Origin of the sequence: Streptomyces spongiae, from assembly GCF_009377185.1 — a bacterium.
GTDB classification, from domain to species: Bacteria; Actinomycetota; Actinomycetes; order Streptomycetales; family Streptomycetaceae; genus Streptomyces; species Streptomyces spongiae.
This window is the reverse complement of sequence record NZ_VJZC01000190.1, coordinates 1-16,191: the sequence shown is the minus strand read 5'-3', so window position 1 is coordinate 16,191 and position 16,191 is coordinate 1. Positions and strand designations below refer to the sequence as shown.

The 16,191-nt window shown below is 72.3% G+C and carries 18 protein-coding genes; 11 read left to right on the top strand and 7 right to left on the bottom strand.

All coding sequences use genetic code 11. The features are described 5' to 3' along the window. The first annotated feature begins 173 nt into the window (after positions 1–173). A complete protein-coding gene (locus tag FNH08_RS24235) occupies positions 174–563 on the top strand; it encodes an ArsR/SmtB family transcription factor (protein ID WP_152773651.1) in 390 nt (129 codons plus the stop codon). Between the two features lie 143 nt (positions 564–706). Here the strand turns inward: FNH08_RS24235 and FNH08_RS24230 are convergent, their stop codons facing one another. Further along, positions 707–1,267, bottom strand: a complete 561-nt coding sequence (locus FNH08_RS24230; protein WP_152773650.1) for an NAD(P)H-dependent oxidoreductase — start codon at positions 1,265–1,267, stop codon at positions 707–709. 151 nt (positions 1,268–1,418) lie between these two features. On the opposite strand from FNH08_RS24230, the gene FNH08_RS24225 reads away from it, so the two are divergent. The 3 genes from FNH08_RS24225 to FNH08_RS24215 all read left to right on the top strand — a co-directional run bounded on the left by FNH08_RS24225 (position 1,419) and on the right by FNH08_RS24215 (position 4,491). After that, positions 1,419–2,075: a TetR/AcrR family transcriptional regulator gene (locus FNH08_RS24225; protein ID WP_152773649.1), complete on the top strand. Its 657-nt coding sequence runs from the start codon at positions 1,419–1,421 to the stop codon at positions 2,073–2,075. 116 nt (positions 2,076–2,191) lie between these two features. Continuing rightward, complete coding sequence (locus tag FNH08_RS24220; protein WP_152773648.1) at positions 2,192–3,085, top strand: AAA family ATPase; 894 nt, start codon at positions 2,192–2,194, stop codon at positions 3,083–3,085. Beyond that, positions 3,082–4,491 carry a VWA domain-containing protein gene (locus FNH08_RS24215; protein ID WP_152773647.1) on the top strand — a complete coding sequence of 470 codons (1,410 nt, stop codon included), beginning with the start codon at positions 3,082–3,084 and terminating at the stop codon, positions 4,489–4,491. The genes FNH08_RS24220 and FNH08_RS24215 overlap by 4 nt, the downstream gene beginning before the upstream one ends. Before the next feature lie 25 nt (positions 4,492–4,516). Here the strand turns inward: FNH08_RS24215 and FNH08_RS24210 are convergent, their stop codons facing one another. After that, entirely contained in the window at positions 4,517–5,182 is a 666-nt protein-coding gene (locus FNH08_RS24210; RefSeq protein ID WP_322725248.1) for a CBS domain-containing protein, read from the bottom strand. A gap of 42 nt (positions 5,183–5,224) precedes the next feature. Continuing rightward, the gene (locus FNH08_RS24205; RefSeq protein ID WP_152773646.1) at positions 5,225–5,686 is read right to left on the bottom strand and encodes a Crp/Fnr family transcriptional regulator; all 462 of its coding nucleotides are present in this window, start codon (positions 5,684–5,686) and stop codon (positions 5,225–5,227) included. A 172-nt stretch (positions 5,687–5,858) separates the two neighbouring features. Between FNH08_RS24205 and FNH08_RS24200 the strand changes: the two genes are divergently transcribed. Next, positions 5,859–6,764 carry a universal stress protein gene (locus tag FNH08_RS24200; RefSeq protein WP_152773645.1) on the top strand — a complete coding sequence of 302 codons (906 nt, stop codon included), beginning with the start codon at positions 5,859–5,861 and terminating at the stop codon, positions 6,762–6,764. Between the two features lie 11 nt (positions 6,765–6,775). On the opposite strand, the gene FNH08_RS24195 is transcribed toward FNH08_RS24200, so the two are convergent. Both FNH08_RS24195 and FNH08_RS24190 read right to left on the bottom strand, forming a co-directional pair. Next, on the bottom strand, positions 6,776–7,468 hold the full coding sequence (locus FNH08_RS24195) for a response regulator (RefSeq protein ID WP_194238585.1): 693 nt from the start codon (positions 7,466–7,468) through the stop codon (positions 6,776–6,778). Positions 7,469–7,536: 68 nt separating this feature from the next. Then, positions 7,537–9,246 (bottom strand): sensor histidine kinase, encoded by a 1,710-nt coding sequence (locus FNH08_RS24190; protein WP_322725247.1) that lies wholly within the window; start codon positions 9,244–9,246, stop codon positions 7,537–7,539. 293 nt (positions 9,247–9,539) lie between these two features. Here FNH08_RS24190 and FNH08_RS24185 point away from each other — a divergent pair, with 293 nt between their 5' ends. The 3 genes from FNH08_RS24185 to FNH08_RS24175 are packed head-to-tail and all read left to right on the top strand — an operon-like array spanning position 9,540 to position 12,557. Then, on the top strand, positions 9,540–10,523 hold the full coding sequence (locus FNH08_RS24185; RefSeq protein ID WP_322725246.1) for a Bug family tripartite tricarboxylate transporter substrate binding protein: 984 nt from the start codon (positions 9,540–9,542) through the stop codon (positions 10,521–10,523). Next, positions 10,520–11,059 (top strand): tripartite tricarboxylate transporter TctB family protein, encoded by a 540-nt coding sequence (locus FNH08_RS24180; protein ID WP_322725244.1) that lies wholly within the window; start codon positions 10,520–10,522, stop codon positions 11,057–11,059. Before FNH08_RS24185 ends, FNH08_RS24180 begins: the two co-directional genes overlap by 4 nt. Before the next feature lies 1 nt (position 11,060). Continuing rightward, the gene (locus FNH08_RS24175) at positions 11,061–12,557 is read left to right on the top strand and encodes a tripartite tricarboxylate transporter permease (RefSeq protein ID WP_152773643.1); all 1,497 of its coding nucleotides are present in this window, start codon (positions 11,061–11,063) and stop codon (positions 12,555–12,557) included. Positions 12,558–12,602: 45 nt separating this feature from the next. On the opposite strand, the gene FNH08_RS24170 is transcribed toward FNH08_RS24175, so the two are convergent. Further along, positions 12,603–13,505, bottom strand: coding sequence for a helix-turn-helix domain-containing protein (locus FNH08_RS24170; protein WP_152773653.1), 903 nt, complete (start codon positions 13,503–13,505; stop codon positions 12,603–12,605). Positions 13,506–13,634: 129 nt separating this feature from the next. Then, positions 13,635–14,042 (bottom strand): CoA-binding protein, encoded by a 408-nt coding sequence (locus tag FNH08_RS24165; RefSeq protein WP_152773642.1) that lies wholly within the window; start codon positions 14,040–14,042, stop codon positions 13,635–13,637. Positions 14,043–14,212: 170 nt separating this feature from the next. Here FNH08_RS24165 and FNH08_RS24160 point away from each other — a divergent pair, with 170 nt between their 5' ends. From FNH08_RS24160 to FNH08_RS24150, 3 genes are read left to right on the top strand one after another with little or no spacing between them, the layout of a single operon-like run. Beyond that, on the top strand, positions 14,213–14,884 hold the full coding sequence (locus FNH08_RS24160) for a cysteine--tRNA ligase (RefSeq protein ID WP_322725240.1): 672 nt from the start codon (positions 14,213–14,215) through the stop codon (positions 14,882–14,884). After that, the gene (locus FNH08_RS24155) at positions 14,881–15,444 is read left to right on the top strand and encodes a SixA phosphatase family protein (protein WP_152773641.1); all 564 of its coding nucleotides are present in this window, start codon (positions 14,881–14,883) and stop codon (positions 15,442–15,444) included. The genes FNH08_RS24160 and FNH08_RS24155 overlap by 4 nt, the downstream gene beginning before the upstream one ends. 22 nt (positions 15,445–15,466) lie before the next feature. Next, complete coding sequence (locus tag FNH08_RS24150; protein WP_152773640.1) at positions 15,467–16,105, top strand: YigZ family protein; 639 nt, start codon at positions 15,467–15,469, stop codon at positions 16,103–16,105. The last annotated feature ends 86 nt before the right edge of the window (positions 16,106–16,191 follow it).

Sequence of the window (16,191 nt, the reverse complement as noted above, 5' to 3'; positions counted from 1 at the left end):
GCGTGTGGGTGATGGTGCCGGGAGTGGCCGTGGTCGTGCTCGGGGGCATGCCCATGTGGGTGCCCGTTCCCGTGCTCGTGGTGGCGGTCGCTCACGTCGTTCCCCTTCCGGTGCGCGGGAGGTGCGGTACGCGGGAGTGGACGTGCTCGCGCCCACAGGGCCATTATGTGCGTATGAGCGCACGCATGCACCTGTCATCTGCGCATGATGCGCAGCCGCACACCGGGAGCGGGCCGGGCGGTCACCCGAGCGCGCCCGGGGAGGAGCAGTTCGCGCTGGCCGCCGAACTCCTCGGGCTGCTCGGCGACCGTACGCGGCTGGCCCTCCTGCACGCGCTGACCGGAGGGGAGGCCGACGTCACCACGCTCACGGAGGCGTGTGGCGCGGCGCGCCCGGCGGTGAGCCAGCATCTGGCGCGGCTCCGGCTCGCGGGACTCGTGGGCACCCGGAAGGAGGGGCGGCGGGTGATCTACTCCCTGCGTGACGGCCATCTGCGCCGCGTGGTGGACGAGGCCCTGAGCCTGGCCGACCACCGGCTCACGGAGCGGCCCGAGCACGACTGAGCGCCGGGCGGGTACATGGCGGGTACGTGGCGGGTACGCGGAACGGCTCCGGGCGGAGGCCGTGTGCCTCCGCCCGGAGCCGTGGGTGGCTTTCGCAGCCGTGGGTGGCGTGCGCAGCCGTGTGTTGCGCGCGTCGCCCGGAATCAGGCGGCAGCCGAGCCCGCGGAGGCGGTGAGCTGCTCCAGGACCTGGGTCAGACCGGTGACGACCTCGGTGTCGTCGGCCGGGTGGGTCTCGGCGAAGCGGACCACGGAGCCGGGGATGGAGAGCTTGGCGTCCTCCAGGACCGTGGCGCCGGCGATGCCGACGGACTTGCGGGTCTCGTCCTGGGCCCACACACCGCCGAACTGGCCGAACGCCGTGCCGACCACGGCGGCCGGCTTGCCGGACAGCGCGCCGGCGCCGTACGGGCGGGACAGCCAGTCGATGGCGTTCTTCAGGACGGCCGGGATCGTGCCGTTGTACTCGGGGGAGAAGAACAGGAAGCCGTCGGTCTGTCCGGCGGCCTCGCGCAGGCGGATCGCGGCGGCGGGGACGCTGCCCTCGACGTCGATGTCCTCGTTGTAGAACGGCACTTCGGCGAGACCCTCGAACAGCTCGATCTCGACGCCCTCGGGGGCGTGCTTGACGGCGGCCTCGGCGAGCTGACGGTTGTGCGAACCGGCACGGAGGCTGCCGACGAGCGCGAGGATGCGAACGGACATGAGCTGACTCCTAGCAAAAAACGATGGCGATCTGAGCGGACCGGGGTGGTCAAGCGGACCGAGGTTGTTAAACGGACCGGGGTCCGTTGAAATTTGTAGCACCTATCCGGACCGCGGTCCACTTGTCTGTGGTGAGCGTTACTCTCTTTTCATGACCGAGCCGCTGCCGCCCCTCCCCGTGTCCCAGGAGCACGACCCCTTCGACGGGCTGATGGATTTCGTCCTGACGCCCACTGACCAGCCACGACTGCGGGCCGACGCGGCGCGTAACCGCACCAGGCTGCTGGAGGTGGCCGCCCGCCTCGCGGGGGAGTGCGGGGCCGCCAACCTGACGATGGAAGCCGTCGCCACCGCCGCCGAGGTCGGCAAGGGCACCGTCTTCCGGCGGTTCGGCGACCGCACCGGGCTGCTTCTGGCGCTCCTCGACCATCACGAGCGGGAGCTGCAGAGCGCGTTCCTCACCGGACCGCCCCCGCTCGGTCCGGGCGCGCCGCCCGTCGAGCGACTGAGGGCCTTCGGCGCGGCGGTGATCCGGCATGAGTACGCCCACCGCGACCTGTACCTGGCGGCCCGCGCGGATGTCTCCCGCCGTCACACCGGCGGGGCGGCCCTCCTCCGGCTGAGCCACATCTGCATGCTCCTGCGCCAGTCGGGGGCGAAGGGCGACATCGAGCTCCTGGCGCAGACCCTTCTGGGATACCTGGACATCACCCTTGTCGATCACCTCATCGAGCGTCGCAGGATGACGCTCGAGCGGCTGGAGGCCGGGTGGAGCGATCTCGTCGGGCGTCTCGTGACGGTGGAGTGACCGTGAACGTTCGGCCGACGGGGGCGCGCGCGAAGCGACCGCTTGGTAACTTGTGTACGTACCGCACGCAGGACCGGACGACGCACCGTACGCCGGGCGAGGGGGGAGTCGGGTACATGGCCGAGCAGGGAGACCGTCCCAGGGGCGACGCGACCGGGTTCTTCTCCTCCGTGGACGACGTCCTCGAGCGGCTGGCGGAGGCCGGGTACCTCGCCTCGACCGCGGTCGCCACCACTGTGTTCCTGGCCGACCGGCTCGGCAAACCCCTGCTGGTGGAGGGCCCGGCCGGCGTCGGCAAGACCGAGCTGGCCAAGGCCGTGGCCCGCGTCGGCGGCGCCCGGCTGGTCCGGCTCCAGTGCTACGAGGGCATCGACGAGTCCCGCGCCCTGTACGAGTGGAACCACGCCAAGCAGCTCCTGCGCATCACCGCCGGCCGCGACGAGACCTGGGACGAGACCCGCACCGACATCTTCAGCGACGAGTTCCTGCTCACCCGCCCCCTGCTCACCGCCATCCGCGGCGACGAACCGACCGTGCTGCTCATCGACGAGACCGACAAGGCGGACGTCGAGGTGGAGGGCCTCCTCCTGGAGGTGCTGAGCGACTTCCAGGTCACCGTCCCCGAGCTGGGCACGATCACCGCCACGCAGCGCCCCTTCACGGTCCTCACCTCGAACGCGACCCGCGAACTGTCCGAGGCACTGCGCCGCCGCTGTCTCTTCCTCCATCTCGACTTCCCCGACGCGGAGTTGGAGCAGCGGATCGTACGGCTGAAGGTGCCCGGCCTGGACGCCGTGCTCGCCGACTCGCTCGTCCGTGTGATCGGCGCCCTGCGCGCGATGGACCTGCGCAAGGCGCCCTCGGTGGCCGAGACGATCGACTGGGCGCGCACCCTGCTGGCGCTCGGCGCGGACACCCTCGACGAGTCGGTCGTCCGGACGAGCCTGGGCGTCGTCCTCAAACACCAGGACGACATCGCCAAGGCCGCCCAGGGGCTGACCCTGGTATGAGCACGCAGGGCGCCCCGGCGAGCACCGTGCTGCCCGAGCGGCTCACCGCCTTCGTACGGGCGCTGCGCGGCCACGGGATACGGGTCGGTCCGGCCGAGACCGTGGACGCGGCGGCCGTCCTGGAGGTGCTGGGCCTGGCCGACCGGGAGCGGATCCGCGAGGGCCTGGCGGCCGCGCTGCTGCGGGCCGACCGGCAGCGCGCCGTGTTCGACGCGACCTTCGACCTGTACTTCCCGCTCGGCATGGGCGAGTTGGCGGCCACCCGCGCCGCGCCCGCCGCGGACGTGACCGAGCTGCGCGACCGCCTCGCCGAGGCCCTGGCCGCGAACGACGCGACGGCCCTGACCCAGCTCGCGGGCGAGGCCGTGGACATGCTCGGTGCCTACGGCTCGGCCGGCTCGGGCACCGGCGGCTGGTCCGCCCACCAGACACTCGACCGGCTCCGCCCCCAGACACTGCTCGCCCGCATCCTCGCCGCCGGCCGCGGGGGAGGCACCGGAGGCGGTGGTGGGGCGGGCCCGGGCGACTTCACCGAACGGCTCGAAGCGGACGAGATCCGGCGCCGCATCGAGGACTACCGCGGCCGGGTCGGCGGCGAGGCGAGGCGGCGGGTCGCCGAGCGCCGGGGCACCGACGAGATCGCCCGGCGGGCCATCGCCCCGAGCGCCGACCAGATCGACTTCCTCGTCGCGAACCGCGAGCAGCTCGCCGAACTGCGCCGCACCCTCCAGCCGCTGGCCCGCAAACTCGCCACCCGGCTCGCCGCCCGCCGGCGCAGGGCGGCCCGCGGCCAGATCGACATACGCCGTACGCTGCGCCGCTCCCTGTCCACCGGGGGAGTGCCCCTGCGCCCGGCGTACCGCAGACACCGGCCCGCCCGCCCGGAGATCGTGCTCCTGTGTGACGTGTCCGGCTCGGTCGCCGGGTTCGCGAACTTCACGATGCTGCTGGTCCAAGCCATGCGCGACCAGTTCAGCCGGGTCCGTGTGTACGCGTTCGTCAACCGCGTCGACGAGGTCACCCACCTCATCACCACGGGCGCCGCCGACCCGGCCGCACTGGGCCAGAGGATCGCCACCGAGGCCGCCGTGTCCGGCTGGCACGGCAGCAGCGACTACGGCTCCGCGCTGGGCGAGTTCGCCGAGTGCCACCTCGACGCGGTGGGCCCGCGCACCTCCGTACTCGTCCTGGGCGACGCCCGCACCAACGGTTTCGACCCGAACGTGCCGGCCCTCCGGCGCATCGCCGCCCGCGCCCGCCGCGTCCACTGGCTCAACCCCGAGGGGCCCGCCTACTGGTCGACCGGCGACTCGGCGGCCCACGACTACGCCGAGGTCGTCGACATGCACGCGTGCCGCAACGCCCGTCGTCTCGGGGAGCTGGTGACCCGCTTGCTGCCGGTCTGACGGAGGGCGAAGTGGGCCCTGGTGGTCAGTACGCCTCCGGCGTGCGGTGCGGGCCCGTCAGATCGCACTCGACGTCCACCACGCCCTCGACGGCGCGGACCATACGGGCCGCCACCGGGATCAGTGCCGCGTCCCTGACACGGCCGGTGACCTTGACGACGCCGTCGTGGACGGCCACGTGGACCGGCGACAACGGTGCCGGGAACAGATACGAGACCACCTCGTGCCGCACCTCCTCGGCGATGTCCTCGTCGTCCCGGAGGAACACCTTGAGCAGGTCCGCACGGCTGACGATGCCCTCCAACAGGCCGTGGTCGTCGACGACGGGGAGCCGTTTGACCCTGGCGTGCGCCATGGTGCGGGCCGCCGCGGCGAGCGTGGTGTCCGCGTGCACGGTGACAGCCGGGCTCGTCATCAGTTCCCCGGCCGTGACCGCCCGGGCCTTGGCCAGGTCCGCCAGCCGGCCGAACCGGACGGGCCGGTCCGGTTCACTGGCGCGGAACTCCTCCTTCGGCAGCAGGTCCGCCTCGGAGACGACTCCGACGACGCGGCCCTCGCCCTCCAGGACGGGCAGCGCGCTGACCCTCCACTGCTCCAGCAGCCGGACGATCTCCTTGAAGCCCGCCCCACGGCCGACGGCCGCGACCGTGTGGGTCATCACGTCGCTCACGATGCGGGGGGTGCTGTGCACGGTGACTCCAAGTCCGCGTCGAGGCGGTGGCAGCTGACCGGGTCAGCGACCACCGCTGCCGTACGGGGCGTACAGGTCCAGCAGCCGGGTCCGCGCCGACCGCAGCCGGTGGGCGAGGATGCCACCGATCCACTCGGCGACGGCCAGCCCGAACGCGGGATCCTCCTGGCACAGGGCGCGCACGGTCACGGCGTCGAACTCGTACGCCCGGACCGGGCTCGTCGTCTCGGCGCCCAGGTGCCAGGTGTGCGGGGCGAACAACCAGGACCAGCCGACCAGGTCGTTGAAGCCCAGGGTCTCGATCACCGCCGCGCGACGGCCCGGCACCCGCATGTCGAGGTCGACCGTGCCGGTGCGGAGCACCCAGAACCGGTCCGCGCGGCCCTCCTCCTCGAAGAGCCGGGTGCCCTGGGGGATGGCCACCTGGTGGGCCATGGCGATCAGGCGTTGGCGGTGCTCGGCGGGGAGCGCGCGGAACATGGGGGTGGCGGGGGGAGCGTTCATGGCGGTGCCTCCACAGGGGTGTACGGACCTGCCACCTCCAGCGTCGCTCCGAGTCCCTTTACTCGCCATGGGCCGTCCGCCTTCAACGGGAAAATGCGGGTCGTTCCCCGGCTGCGGGTACTCGATCCGCACGGGTGCCGAACCGAACCCTCCGGCCAGGGAGGTGCGCACGATGTCACGCACTGTCACCGTCGGGCTCGACGGTTCGCCCGAGAGCATGGCCGCCGCCGAGTGGGCGGCACGTGAGGCCGGTCTCCGAGGGCTGCCGTTGCGGCTCGTCAACGTCTGGGAACCGGTCCCGGAACCCATGGGGCAGGCCCCGCTGCTGGGCGCGGACATCGAGCACGAGTGGAGGGAACCGGCTCCCCGCAGGGCGGCGGAGGGCATCCGGCTGCGCCACCCGGCTGTCGAGGTGATCGTCGGACAGCTCTCCGGCGCGGCCGCCGAGGTGCTCACCGAGGAGACGAAGGACGCCGAGCTGCTGGTCATCGGGTCCCGCGGCCTGAGCGGCATCGGCGGCTTCCTGGTCGGTTCCGTCGGCCAGTCCGTCGTCGCGCACGCGACGGTGCCCGTGGTGCTCGTACGGGCCGAGGAGCAGGCCGCCGACGAGCACCTGAGGGACCAGGCGGGCATCCCGTCCGCCGCGACCCCGTACCGGCCGGTGGTCCTCGGCCTCGACACCGACAGGCCGAACGACACCCTGATCGGGTTCGCCTTCGACGCCGCGGCCCGGCGCGACACGGCCCTGAGAGTCGTCCACTGCTGGAAGCCGCCGCCCCACTTCGCGCACGGCATCCCCGAGCACCGGGAGCTGGAGGCCGAGCTGGGCCGGTGGGACGGCGCCGTGCTGGCCGAGGTGCTGCGCCCCTGGAAGCAGAAGATCCCCGCCGTCGAGGTCGTCGAGGAGGCCCGCCCCGGCAAGGCGGCTCACCATCTCGTGGACGCGTCCCAGGAGGCGTCCCTCGTGGTCGTGGGCCGCCGCTTCCGCCGAGCCCCGTTCGGAGCCCACATCGGGCCCGTCACCCACGCCGTCCTGCACCACGCCACCGTCCCCGTCGCCGTCGTCGCACACGTCTGACCCGTGCCCGGTCAGCCGCGCCAGCTGTACCGCCGCTCCGGCCGCCCGGCCGCCCCGTAGCGCAGGGACACGTCGGCGTTGCCGGAGGAGTGGAAGTACTCCAGGTAGCGGCGGGCGCTGACGCGGGAGATGCCCGTGGCGGTCGCGCACTCGGTGGCCGAGAGGGTGCCGTCGGTGGCGCGGAGGGCGCGTTCGACGATGTCGGCCGTCTCGACGCTGAGGCCCTTGGGCAGGGTGTTGCCGGGGCTCTGCGCGGACGCTCCGGCCAGGACGCGGTCCACGTCGGCCTGGCCCCGGACGACGGTGGTGAGCAGCCGGCCGCGCTGGGCGGCGTACCGTTCGAGGCGGACGCGCAGGTCCTCGTACTCGAAGGGCTTGAGGAGGTAGTCCACCACGCCGTGCCGGACGGCGCCGCGCACCGCGTCGGCCTCGCGGGCGGCGCTGATGACCATGACGTCGCAGTCGTGCCCGGCCGTGCGCAGCCGGGGGATGACGTCCAGGCCGAAGATGTCCGGGAGATAGAGGTCGAGCAGGACCAGGTCGGGGCGGAGGTCGTCGACCGCGGCGATCGCCTGCTCACCGGTGCCGGCCGTGCCGACCACACGGAACGGCTCGACGCGTTCGACGAAGGTGCGGTGGACCCGGGTCACCATGAAGTCGTCGTCGACGACGAGAACGTCGATGGCGTCGCTCGTCACGTTCATGCCAGTGATGCCGTTCGCGCTGTTCATGTGGTTCGTGCCGTTCGTCGGAGTCGTCGCGGGCAGCGGGCTCATCGGGGCGCTCCTTCCGCCACCGCGCCGGCGGGGTGGCTCACGGACATGCGGGCGGTGAACATGGCGCCGTCGGGCGTGTTGGCCACGGCGATCTCCCCGCCCCGGCGCTCGCAGACGAGCCGGGTGAGGGCGAGGCCGATACCGCGCTCGCCCTCCTCGGCGGCCTTGGTGGTGAAACCGTGGACGAAGACCTCGTGGGCGAGTTCGGGCGCGATGCCCGGGCCGGAGTCGCGTACGACGATCTCCACACTGGCGGCGTCCTGCCGCAGCTCGACCTCCACCCAGGCGATTTCCCCGTCGGCCCGCTCGCCCGCGGTGGCCGCGTCGACGGCGTTGTCGACGAGGTTGCCGACCACGGTCGCCACGTCGGCGGCGTCCTGAGGTGTCAGCCGGTCGAGGGCGGTGTCGTCGGAGATGCGCAGAGTGACCTTCCGCTCGGCCGCGAGGGACGTCTTCGCCATCAGCAGGGCGGCGACCGTGGTGTCCCGCACCCGGCGGGTCAGCGTCATGTCGAGCGACTGACGGCGCTGGTTCAGCGCGCGGATGTAGCGCACCACCTCGTCCTGCTCACCGATCTCGATCAGCCCGGAGATGGTGTGCAACTGGTTGGCGAACTCGTGGGCCTGGGCGCGCAGCAGCTCGGAGGAGCTGCGGAAGGAGCCGATCTCCCGTTCCAGCCGGGCCAGTTCGGTTCGGTCCCGCAGGGTGGTGACCGAGCCGAGCGGGCGGCCGTCCTTGGTGACGGTCATCCGGTTCATCACGAGCACCCGCCCGTGCCGGATGACGACCGCGTCCCGCGGAGCCGTCGTCGCTTCGTCCGCCTTCTTCTCGTCCGCTTTCTTCTCGTTCGCCTTCTCGTCGTTCGCCTTCTCGCGGGCGCCGGTCAGGACGTCCCGCAGGCGGCCCTCGATGCCCAGGTCGGACAGGCTCTTGCCCACGCAGTCCTCAGGCAGCTCCAGCAGGCGCCGCCCCATGTCGTTCACGAGGGTGAGCCGGTGCTGCGGGTCCAGAGCGATCACGCCCTCCGCGATGCCGTACAGCATCGCCTCCCGGTGCTCGGCCAGACCGGCGATCTCGCGCGGCTCCAGCCCCAGCGTCTGCCGCTTGACGCGCCGGGACAGCAGCCAGGACCCGGCCAGGCCCAGACCGCTGGCGATGCCGAGGTAGGCCAGCAGGTACGAGGACGCCCCGCTGAGCCGCTGCCACACCGTCGGGGACGCCTCGCCGATCATGACCGTGCCCAGGTTCTGCCCGAGGTTGTCCTCCATCGCCCCGAGCACCGGTACCTGCGCGACCAGCTCGTGGCTGTCGTCCCAGGTCAGCGAGCCGGACCAGCCGCGCCCCGAGGCCACTCCCTCCCCCAGTGGAAGCCGGTCGCCGACCACCGTGGGATTCGTCGAGCTGACGACACGGCCGTCCGCGACGGCCACGGTGACCGATGTGACGCCGGACTGCACCCGCGTGGACTGCACCAGCGCGGCCAGCGCCTCCCGCGGCCCCGGCTGCCCGAGCTGGCTCCGCACCAGGGGATTGGCGGCCAACTGCTCGGCCAGCGCGGCGACCCGGCGGCCCTCGACCCGGTTGAAGGTGGCCTCCGACTGCGCGAGCGAGACAGCGGCGACGGCCAGCAGCACCATCACGACGATGGCGAGCTGGAGCACCAGCATCTGGCCCGCGAGGGTATGGCGACGGAACGTGGCGACCACAGTTGACTCAAACTCCACCACTGACACGACCCGGGCGGCTCGTCTCCCGAGTCGCCCCATCATGGCCCTCGCCTGCGGCGGAGGAAAGAGACCTGCGGGGACTGTTCCGGCACGCACCCTCCCGGTAGCCTGCCCGCCCCGCCGCCGCACGGAGTGACCGCAAAGACCACAACCACCGTTGGTTCCGCAAGAGAGACAGGCCGCCGACGTGCGGGCATGCTGTGACGCACATCACCCTCCCCCCACGGGGTTCCCCACACCCGCGACGACTTTTCAGACAGGTGGTGGCATTCGTGCGCCTGCGCGCCCCCCTCGCCCTGGCCGGGGCCGCCGTGCTCGTGCTCGTGGGTCCGCCGCTGCTGACCACCGGCAGCGGCAACGAGACCGGCACGCAGATCCCCGGCCTGCGCTTCATGGTCCCCAACACGCCCGGAGGCGGCTACGACATCACGGCCCGTACGGCCGCGAAGAACGCCGAGGACGCCGAGCTCACCCACAACATCGAGGTGTTCAACCTGCCCGGCGCCGGCGGCACCGTCGGCCTGACCCGGCTGGTCAGCGAGCACGGCAACGGCAAGCTCGCCATGTCCATGGGCCTCGGCGTCGTCGGCGCCGTCCGCTCCAACGACGCGCCGAAGACCCTCGCCGACACCACCCCGATCGCCCGGCTCACCGAGGAGCAGGACGTCGTCGTGGTCGCCAAGGACTCCCCGTACAAGACGATCGACGACCTCATCGGCGCCTGGAAGGAGAACCCCGGCAAGCTCCCGGTGGGCGGCGGTTCCTCACCCGGCGGACCCGACCACCTCGCGCCGATGCTGATGGCGCGGGCCGCCGGGATCGCGCCCAAGGACGTCAACTACGTCCCCTTCGACGGCGGCGGCGAACTCCTCGCCTCGATCCTCGGCAACAAGGTCGCCTTCGGTGTCTCCGGCGTGGGCGAGTACCTCGACCAGATCAAGGCGGGCGAGCTGCGCCTCCTCGCGGTCACCGGCCCCGAGCGCGTCGACGGCCTCGACGCGCCCACGCTCAAAGAGGCGGGCTACGACGTGAACTTCACCAACTGGCGCGGCATCGTCGCCCCACCCGGCCTCTCCGACAGCGAGCGGGACAAGCTCACCCGGCTCATCGAGAAACTCCACGACTCGCCCGAATGGCAGAAGTCCATGAAGCAGAACGGCTGGGACGACGCGTTCCTCACCGGCGACAAGTTCGGCGACTTCCTGGTCGCCCAGGACAAGCGCGTGGTGTCGGTGCTGAAGGAGCTGGGACTGTGACGACGGAAACGACCGACACCTCCCCGGCGCCCACGACCCAGCGCCGCTCCTGGCTGCGCGACCACTCCGAACTCGGCGTCTGCGCCATGCTGCTGGTCCTCGGCGTGCTCGTCCTCACCGACGCGCTCACCATGGACGTCGAGATCGCCCAGCGCGGACCGGTCGGCCCGAAGACCGTGCCCCTCGTGGTCGGCGTCGGGCTCCTGGTCATCGCCGCCCTGCTCGCCGTGGACGTGCTGCGCGGCGGCCGCGGCCAGGCCGAGACCGGCGAGGACATCGACCTGTCCGAACCCGCCGACTGGCGCACCGTCGCCCTGCTCGCCGGCGTCTTCCTCGGCGCGGCCGTCCTCATCGACCCCCTCGGCTTCCCCGTAGCGGGCGCGCTCCTTTTCTGGGGCGCGGCGTTCGCCCTGGGCAGCCGCCGCTTCGACCGTGACCCACTCATCGCGGCGGTCCTCTCCCTGGCGACCTACGCCATCTTCAACAACCTGCTCGGAGTGCCGCTGCCCGGCGGTCCCCTGATGGGAGTGCTGTGACATGGACGCCCTCAACTCCCTCATGGACGGCTTCGGTACGGCCCTCACCCCCGTCAACGTGTTGTGGGCGGCCCTCGGCGTGCTGCTCGGCACGGCGATCGGCGTCCTGCCGGGCATCGGCCCCGCGATGGCGGTCGCGCTGCTGCTGCCGGTGACCTACGGGCTGAACCCGGTCGCCGCGTTCATCATGTTCGCGGGCATCTACTACGGCGCGATGTTCGGCGGTTCGACCACCTCCATCCTCCTCAACACCCCCGGCGAGAGCGCTGCCGTGGTCGCGGCCATGGAGGGCAACCCGATGGCCAAGTCCGGGCGCGGCGCACAGGCGCTCGCGGCCGCCGCCATCGGCCACTTCGCGGGCGGCATGGTCGGCACGATCCTGCTGGTCGCGCTCGCGCCCACGGTCGCCGACCTGGCCGTGGACATCGGCGCGCCCGACTACTTCGCCATCATGGTGCTGGCGTTCATCGCCGTGACGTCCGTGCTCGGCTCGTCCCGCATCCGAGGACTGGCCTCCCTGCTCATCGGCCTGACGATCGGTCTGGTGGGCCTGGACCAGATGACCGGCCAGCAGCGCCTCACCTTCGGCTCGCTCCAACTCGCCGACGGCATCGACGTGGTGATCGTCGCGGTCGGTCTGTTCGCGATCGGCGAAGCCCTGTGGGTGGCCGCCCACCTGCGGCGCACCACGGGCGAGCCGATCCCGGTGGGCCGCCCCTGGCTCGGCCGCGGCGATGTGAAGCGGACCTGGAAGTCATGGGTGCGCGGCCCGTTCATCGGCTTCCCGTTCGGCGCGATCCCGGCGGGCGGCGCGGAGATCCCCACCTTCCTCTCCTACGTCACCGAGAAGCGCCTGTCGAAGCACAAGGACGAGTGGGGCAAGGGCGCGATCGAGGGCGTGGCGGGACCGGAGTCGGCGGCGTCGGCCTCGGCGGCGGGCACCCTGGTCTCCATGCTGACCCTCGGGCTGCCCACCACGGCCGTCGCGGCCGTCATGCTGGCCGCCTTCCAGCAGTACGGCATCCAGCCGGGCCCGCTCCTCTTCGAACGTGAACCCGACCTGGTCTGGGGCCTGATCGCCTCGCTCTTCGTCGGCATGGTGCTGCTGCTCGCGCTCAACCTGCCGCTGGCCCCGCTGTGGGCGAAGCTGCTGCGCATCCCGCGGCCGTACCTCTACGCCGGGATCCTGTTCTTCGCGGCGGTCGGCGCGTACGCGGTCGGCGGCGAGGTGATCGACCTGGTGATCCTGCTGATCATCGGCCTGATCGGCTTCGGTATGCGGCGCTACGGGCTGCCGGTCCTGCCCGCCGTCATCGGAGTGATCCTCGGGCCCAACGCCGAGCAGCAGCTGCGGCGCGCCCTGCAGATCAGCGACGGCAGCGTCACCGGACTGGTCAACACACCCTTCGCGGTGACGGTGTACGCGGTGATCGTGCTGCTGCTGGCCTGGCCGCTGCTGAGGAAGCTGGTGACCCGCGGCCGCGTGGCGAGTTCCTGAGGCAGAGCCCGTCGGGGCAGAGCCCATCGCAATTGAGTCCGCCCCTCACCCGCCGTCGCGGTGCGCGGCCCGGAAGTCACCCGGCGTCGTGCCCGCGAGGCGGGTGAAGAACTTGCTGAAGTTGGTGGGTTCCTTGAAGCCCAGCCTGCGGCCGATGACAGCGACGTGCTCGTCGGTGTGGGCGAGCAGGCGCTGCGCCTCCAGGGCCACACGGGTGTCGATGACGTGCTTCGCGGACTCCCCGGTGGCCGCGAGGCACGCCCTGGTCAGGGTCTTGACGGTGTAGCCGAGCCGGCGCGCGTAGTCCTCGGCACGGCGCGTGCTGGCGTAGCTGCGCTCCAGCTCGGCGATGAGGCGGGCGTACACCTCGCTGCCACCCGCACCGGACTCCGCGCCCGGCTCCGGCAGCCGGTCGATCTGCAACAGCACTGCCGCCAGCACGAACCGCAGGATCTCGGCGGAGACCGTGCCGTCCGGGTGGGAGTACTCGGCGGTCAACTGGGCCAGCAACGAGGAGATCACGGCGTACTCGCGACCGGCGCCCAACTGTCGGCAGGTGGGCCCGTGCCAACTGGTGAGCAGACGGTCGGCGCCCGTGAAGCGGGGCGGGAAGGCAGGGGTGAACACCAGGTGCGTGCCGTTCACCGCGTCGGCGGGGCCGAAGCGCTGCACCTGGCCCGGCCGCACCCACAGCAGCGTGCCGGGCCGGCAGGGGTGGGTCACGAAGTCCACGGTGTGCTCACCACTGCCCTCGGTGATGAGGATCAGCGCGTGGGACTCGACCCGGTGGAAGCGTTCCAGTCGGCCCTCGTCCATCCGGCGGCGCAGCGCGGCCAGTTCCCCTATCTCGAAGCCGGTGACGGGCGCCTCCGGCGGGTCGAAGCCGAACCCGGGGATCGGCCCGTCGTGTCTCCAGCCGGCGTCGGCAGGGTCCCGCACGATCTCCATGGGCACCTCGATGATGTCCGCGTTGACCGTCACAGGCTACGCCGACGAGATCGTGGGCCATGCCCAGGGTCTTGGGCGCGGAACGGCTCAACTCCCGTACGCGGCCATCGAACCAGGCGAAGCGGGTCCTCAGCCCAGGCGCGGGATCTCGATCGCGGGGCAGCGATCCATGACCATGTCGAGACCGGCGGCGCGGGCGCGCTCGTACGCGGCTTCGTCGACGACACCGAGCTGGTACCAGACGGCCTTGGCGCCGATCCGGACGGCCTCGTCGGCGACCGGACCGGCGAGATCGCTGTTGACGAAGACGTCGACCACGTCGACGGGGAAGGGGATGTCGGAGAGGGAGGCGTAGCCCTGCTCGCCGTGGACCGTCTCCGCCTTGGGGTGGACGGGCACGACGCGCTTGCCGAAGCGCTGGAGGACACCCGCGACGCCGTACGCGGCGCGGTGCTGGTTGGTGGACAGGCCGACGACGGCCCAGGTGTCACCGAGCTCCGTCAGGATCTTGCGGATCGTGGCCGGGTCGCCGTACATGTCCTGTCTCCGCTCTCGAATCGCGAAAGGCCCTCGACGGCGGCAACAGCGCGGGATGCCCTGCGATTCCCGGAAAACCGGCGTGATCGCCGGCCCGCCCGCGAGCGCCGACCGGGTGCCTCCGGGCGCTCCAGGTGCCCTCGGGCGCCCTTCCGGCCTACGCTCACCCCGTGCTGTGCATCACCGACGCCCGCACCGGCGCACCCACCGAGGTCCGCCGGACCCTCACCCGCGTCCAGGCACACGTGACCGGGGCCGACACCTCGTCCCTGCGCGTGCTGCTGGTCGCCGACGTGCTCGCCCGAGCCCTGGAACTGGGCCGGGTCCCCGCCCTCACGATCGCCGACCCACCCGCTGACCTGCGGGAGCGAGCAGACGCCCTCGGTATCCGCCCGGCCGAGACCACCGCCCCGGTCACCGGCCGTGCCCTGCACGTGGCCGGACCGGACACCCCCGCGCCGGAGGACGGCATCCACGTCCGGGTCGCCCCGGCTGCGGGCACGGCGGACGCCTCCGTCCTGCGGCTCGCCCTGCTGGCCGTTCCCCGCACCGAGCCCGCCGATCCCGGCGCGAGTGCCGAGGAGGCCCGTACGACCCTCACGCGCTGGCGCAAGGCCGTCGCCACCTGGGCCACCCGCCCGTCGCGCCCCGTCCCCGACGCCGTACACCAGGACCTGCGCACCGCGTGGGAGGACGACCTGGACGTACCCGCCGTCCTCGACGTCCTGCGTCGCGTGGAGCACGCCGAGGACCTGTCCGACGGCGCCCGCTTCGAGACGTACGCCTACGCCGACCGTCTCCTCGGCCTCGACCTCACCCGCGACATCGGAGCCGCACCATGACTGACACGACCGGCCCGGGCCCGCACACCGGAGCGGGCACGCCGCGCAGGCTCGTCGTCCTGCGGCACGCCAAGTCCGCCTGGCCCGCCGGTGTCCCCGACCACGACCGCCCCCTCGGACCGCGTGGCCTCCGCGACGCCCCCGCCGCCGGACGCGCCCTCGCCGCGGCCGACCGCCTGCCCGACCTGGCCCTGTGCTCCACGGCCCGGCGCGCCCGCGAAACCTGGGACCTCGCGGCCGCCGAGTGGAGCGCCCCGCCACCCGTACGCCACGACCCCCGGCTGTACGCGGCCGACGTGCCGGACTTGCTGGACGTCGTGCGCGAAGCACCCGACGAGGCGGCGACGCTGCTGCTCGTCGGGCACAACCCGGGCCTGGAGGAACTCGTCCTGGACCTGGCAGGGGACGACCTCGACGACGCCCTGGACGCCGTCCGCACGAAGTTCCCGACCTCCGCGATCGCCGTCCTCGAGTGGTACGGCCACTCCTGGAAGGACCTCGCCCGCGGCACGGCGACGCTGACGGCGATGACCGTACCGAGGGGAGGCAAGGCGCCCTGACGGGTGCGCATAGGCTGGCCGGATGCAGGACGAGTACCGCACCGTCGCCCGCGCGGGCGTGCACGAGACCGAGGTCAACCGCTCCCGCTTCCTGTGCGCGCTCGGCCCGGCCGCCACCGAACAGGAGGCCCAGGACTTCGTCGCAGGCGTCCGCAAGGAGCACGCCGACGCCAGCCACAACTGCTACGCGTACGTCATCGGCGCCGACGCGGCCGTCCAGAAGGCGAGCGACGACGGCGAACCCGGCGGCACCGCGGGCGTCCCCATGCTCCAGATGCTGCTGCGGCGGGACACGCGGTACATCGTCGCCGTCGTCACCCGCTATTACGGCGGGGTCAAGCTGGGCGCGGGCGGGCTGATCAGGGCGTACGGGGGCGCGGTGGGCGAAGCCCTGGACACCCTCGGGACCATCACCCGCAGGCGCTTCCGCCTGGCGACCGTGACCGTGGACCACCAGCGCGCGGGCAAGGTGCAGAACGACCTGCGGGCGACCGGGCGCGAGGTCCGGGACGTGCGCTACGGCGAGGCGGTCACCATCGAGATCGGCCTCCCGGACGCCGACGTCGAGTCCTTCCGCGCGTGGCTCGCCGACGCGACGGCGGGCACGGCGGGATTCGAGCTCGGGGGAGAGGCGTACGGGGACGTGGGCTCACTACGGTGAAGGGGCCGGTGTGGCCCCGTCCGGCGTCGACACGTCATCCACACCCTGACGCACCTCCGACGTTAAGCTGATGGTCCGAACGTGCG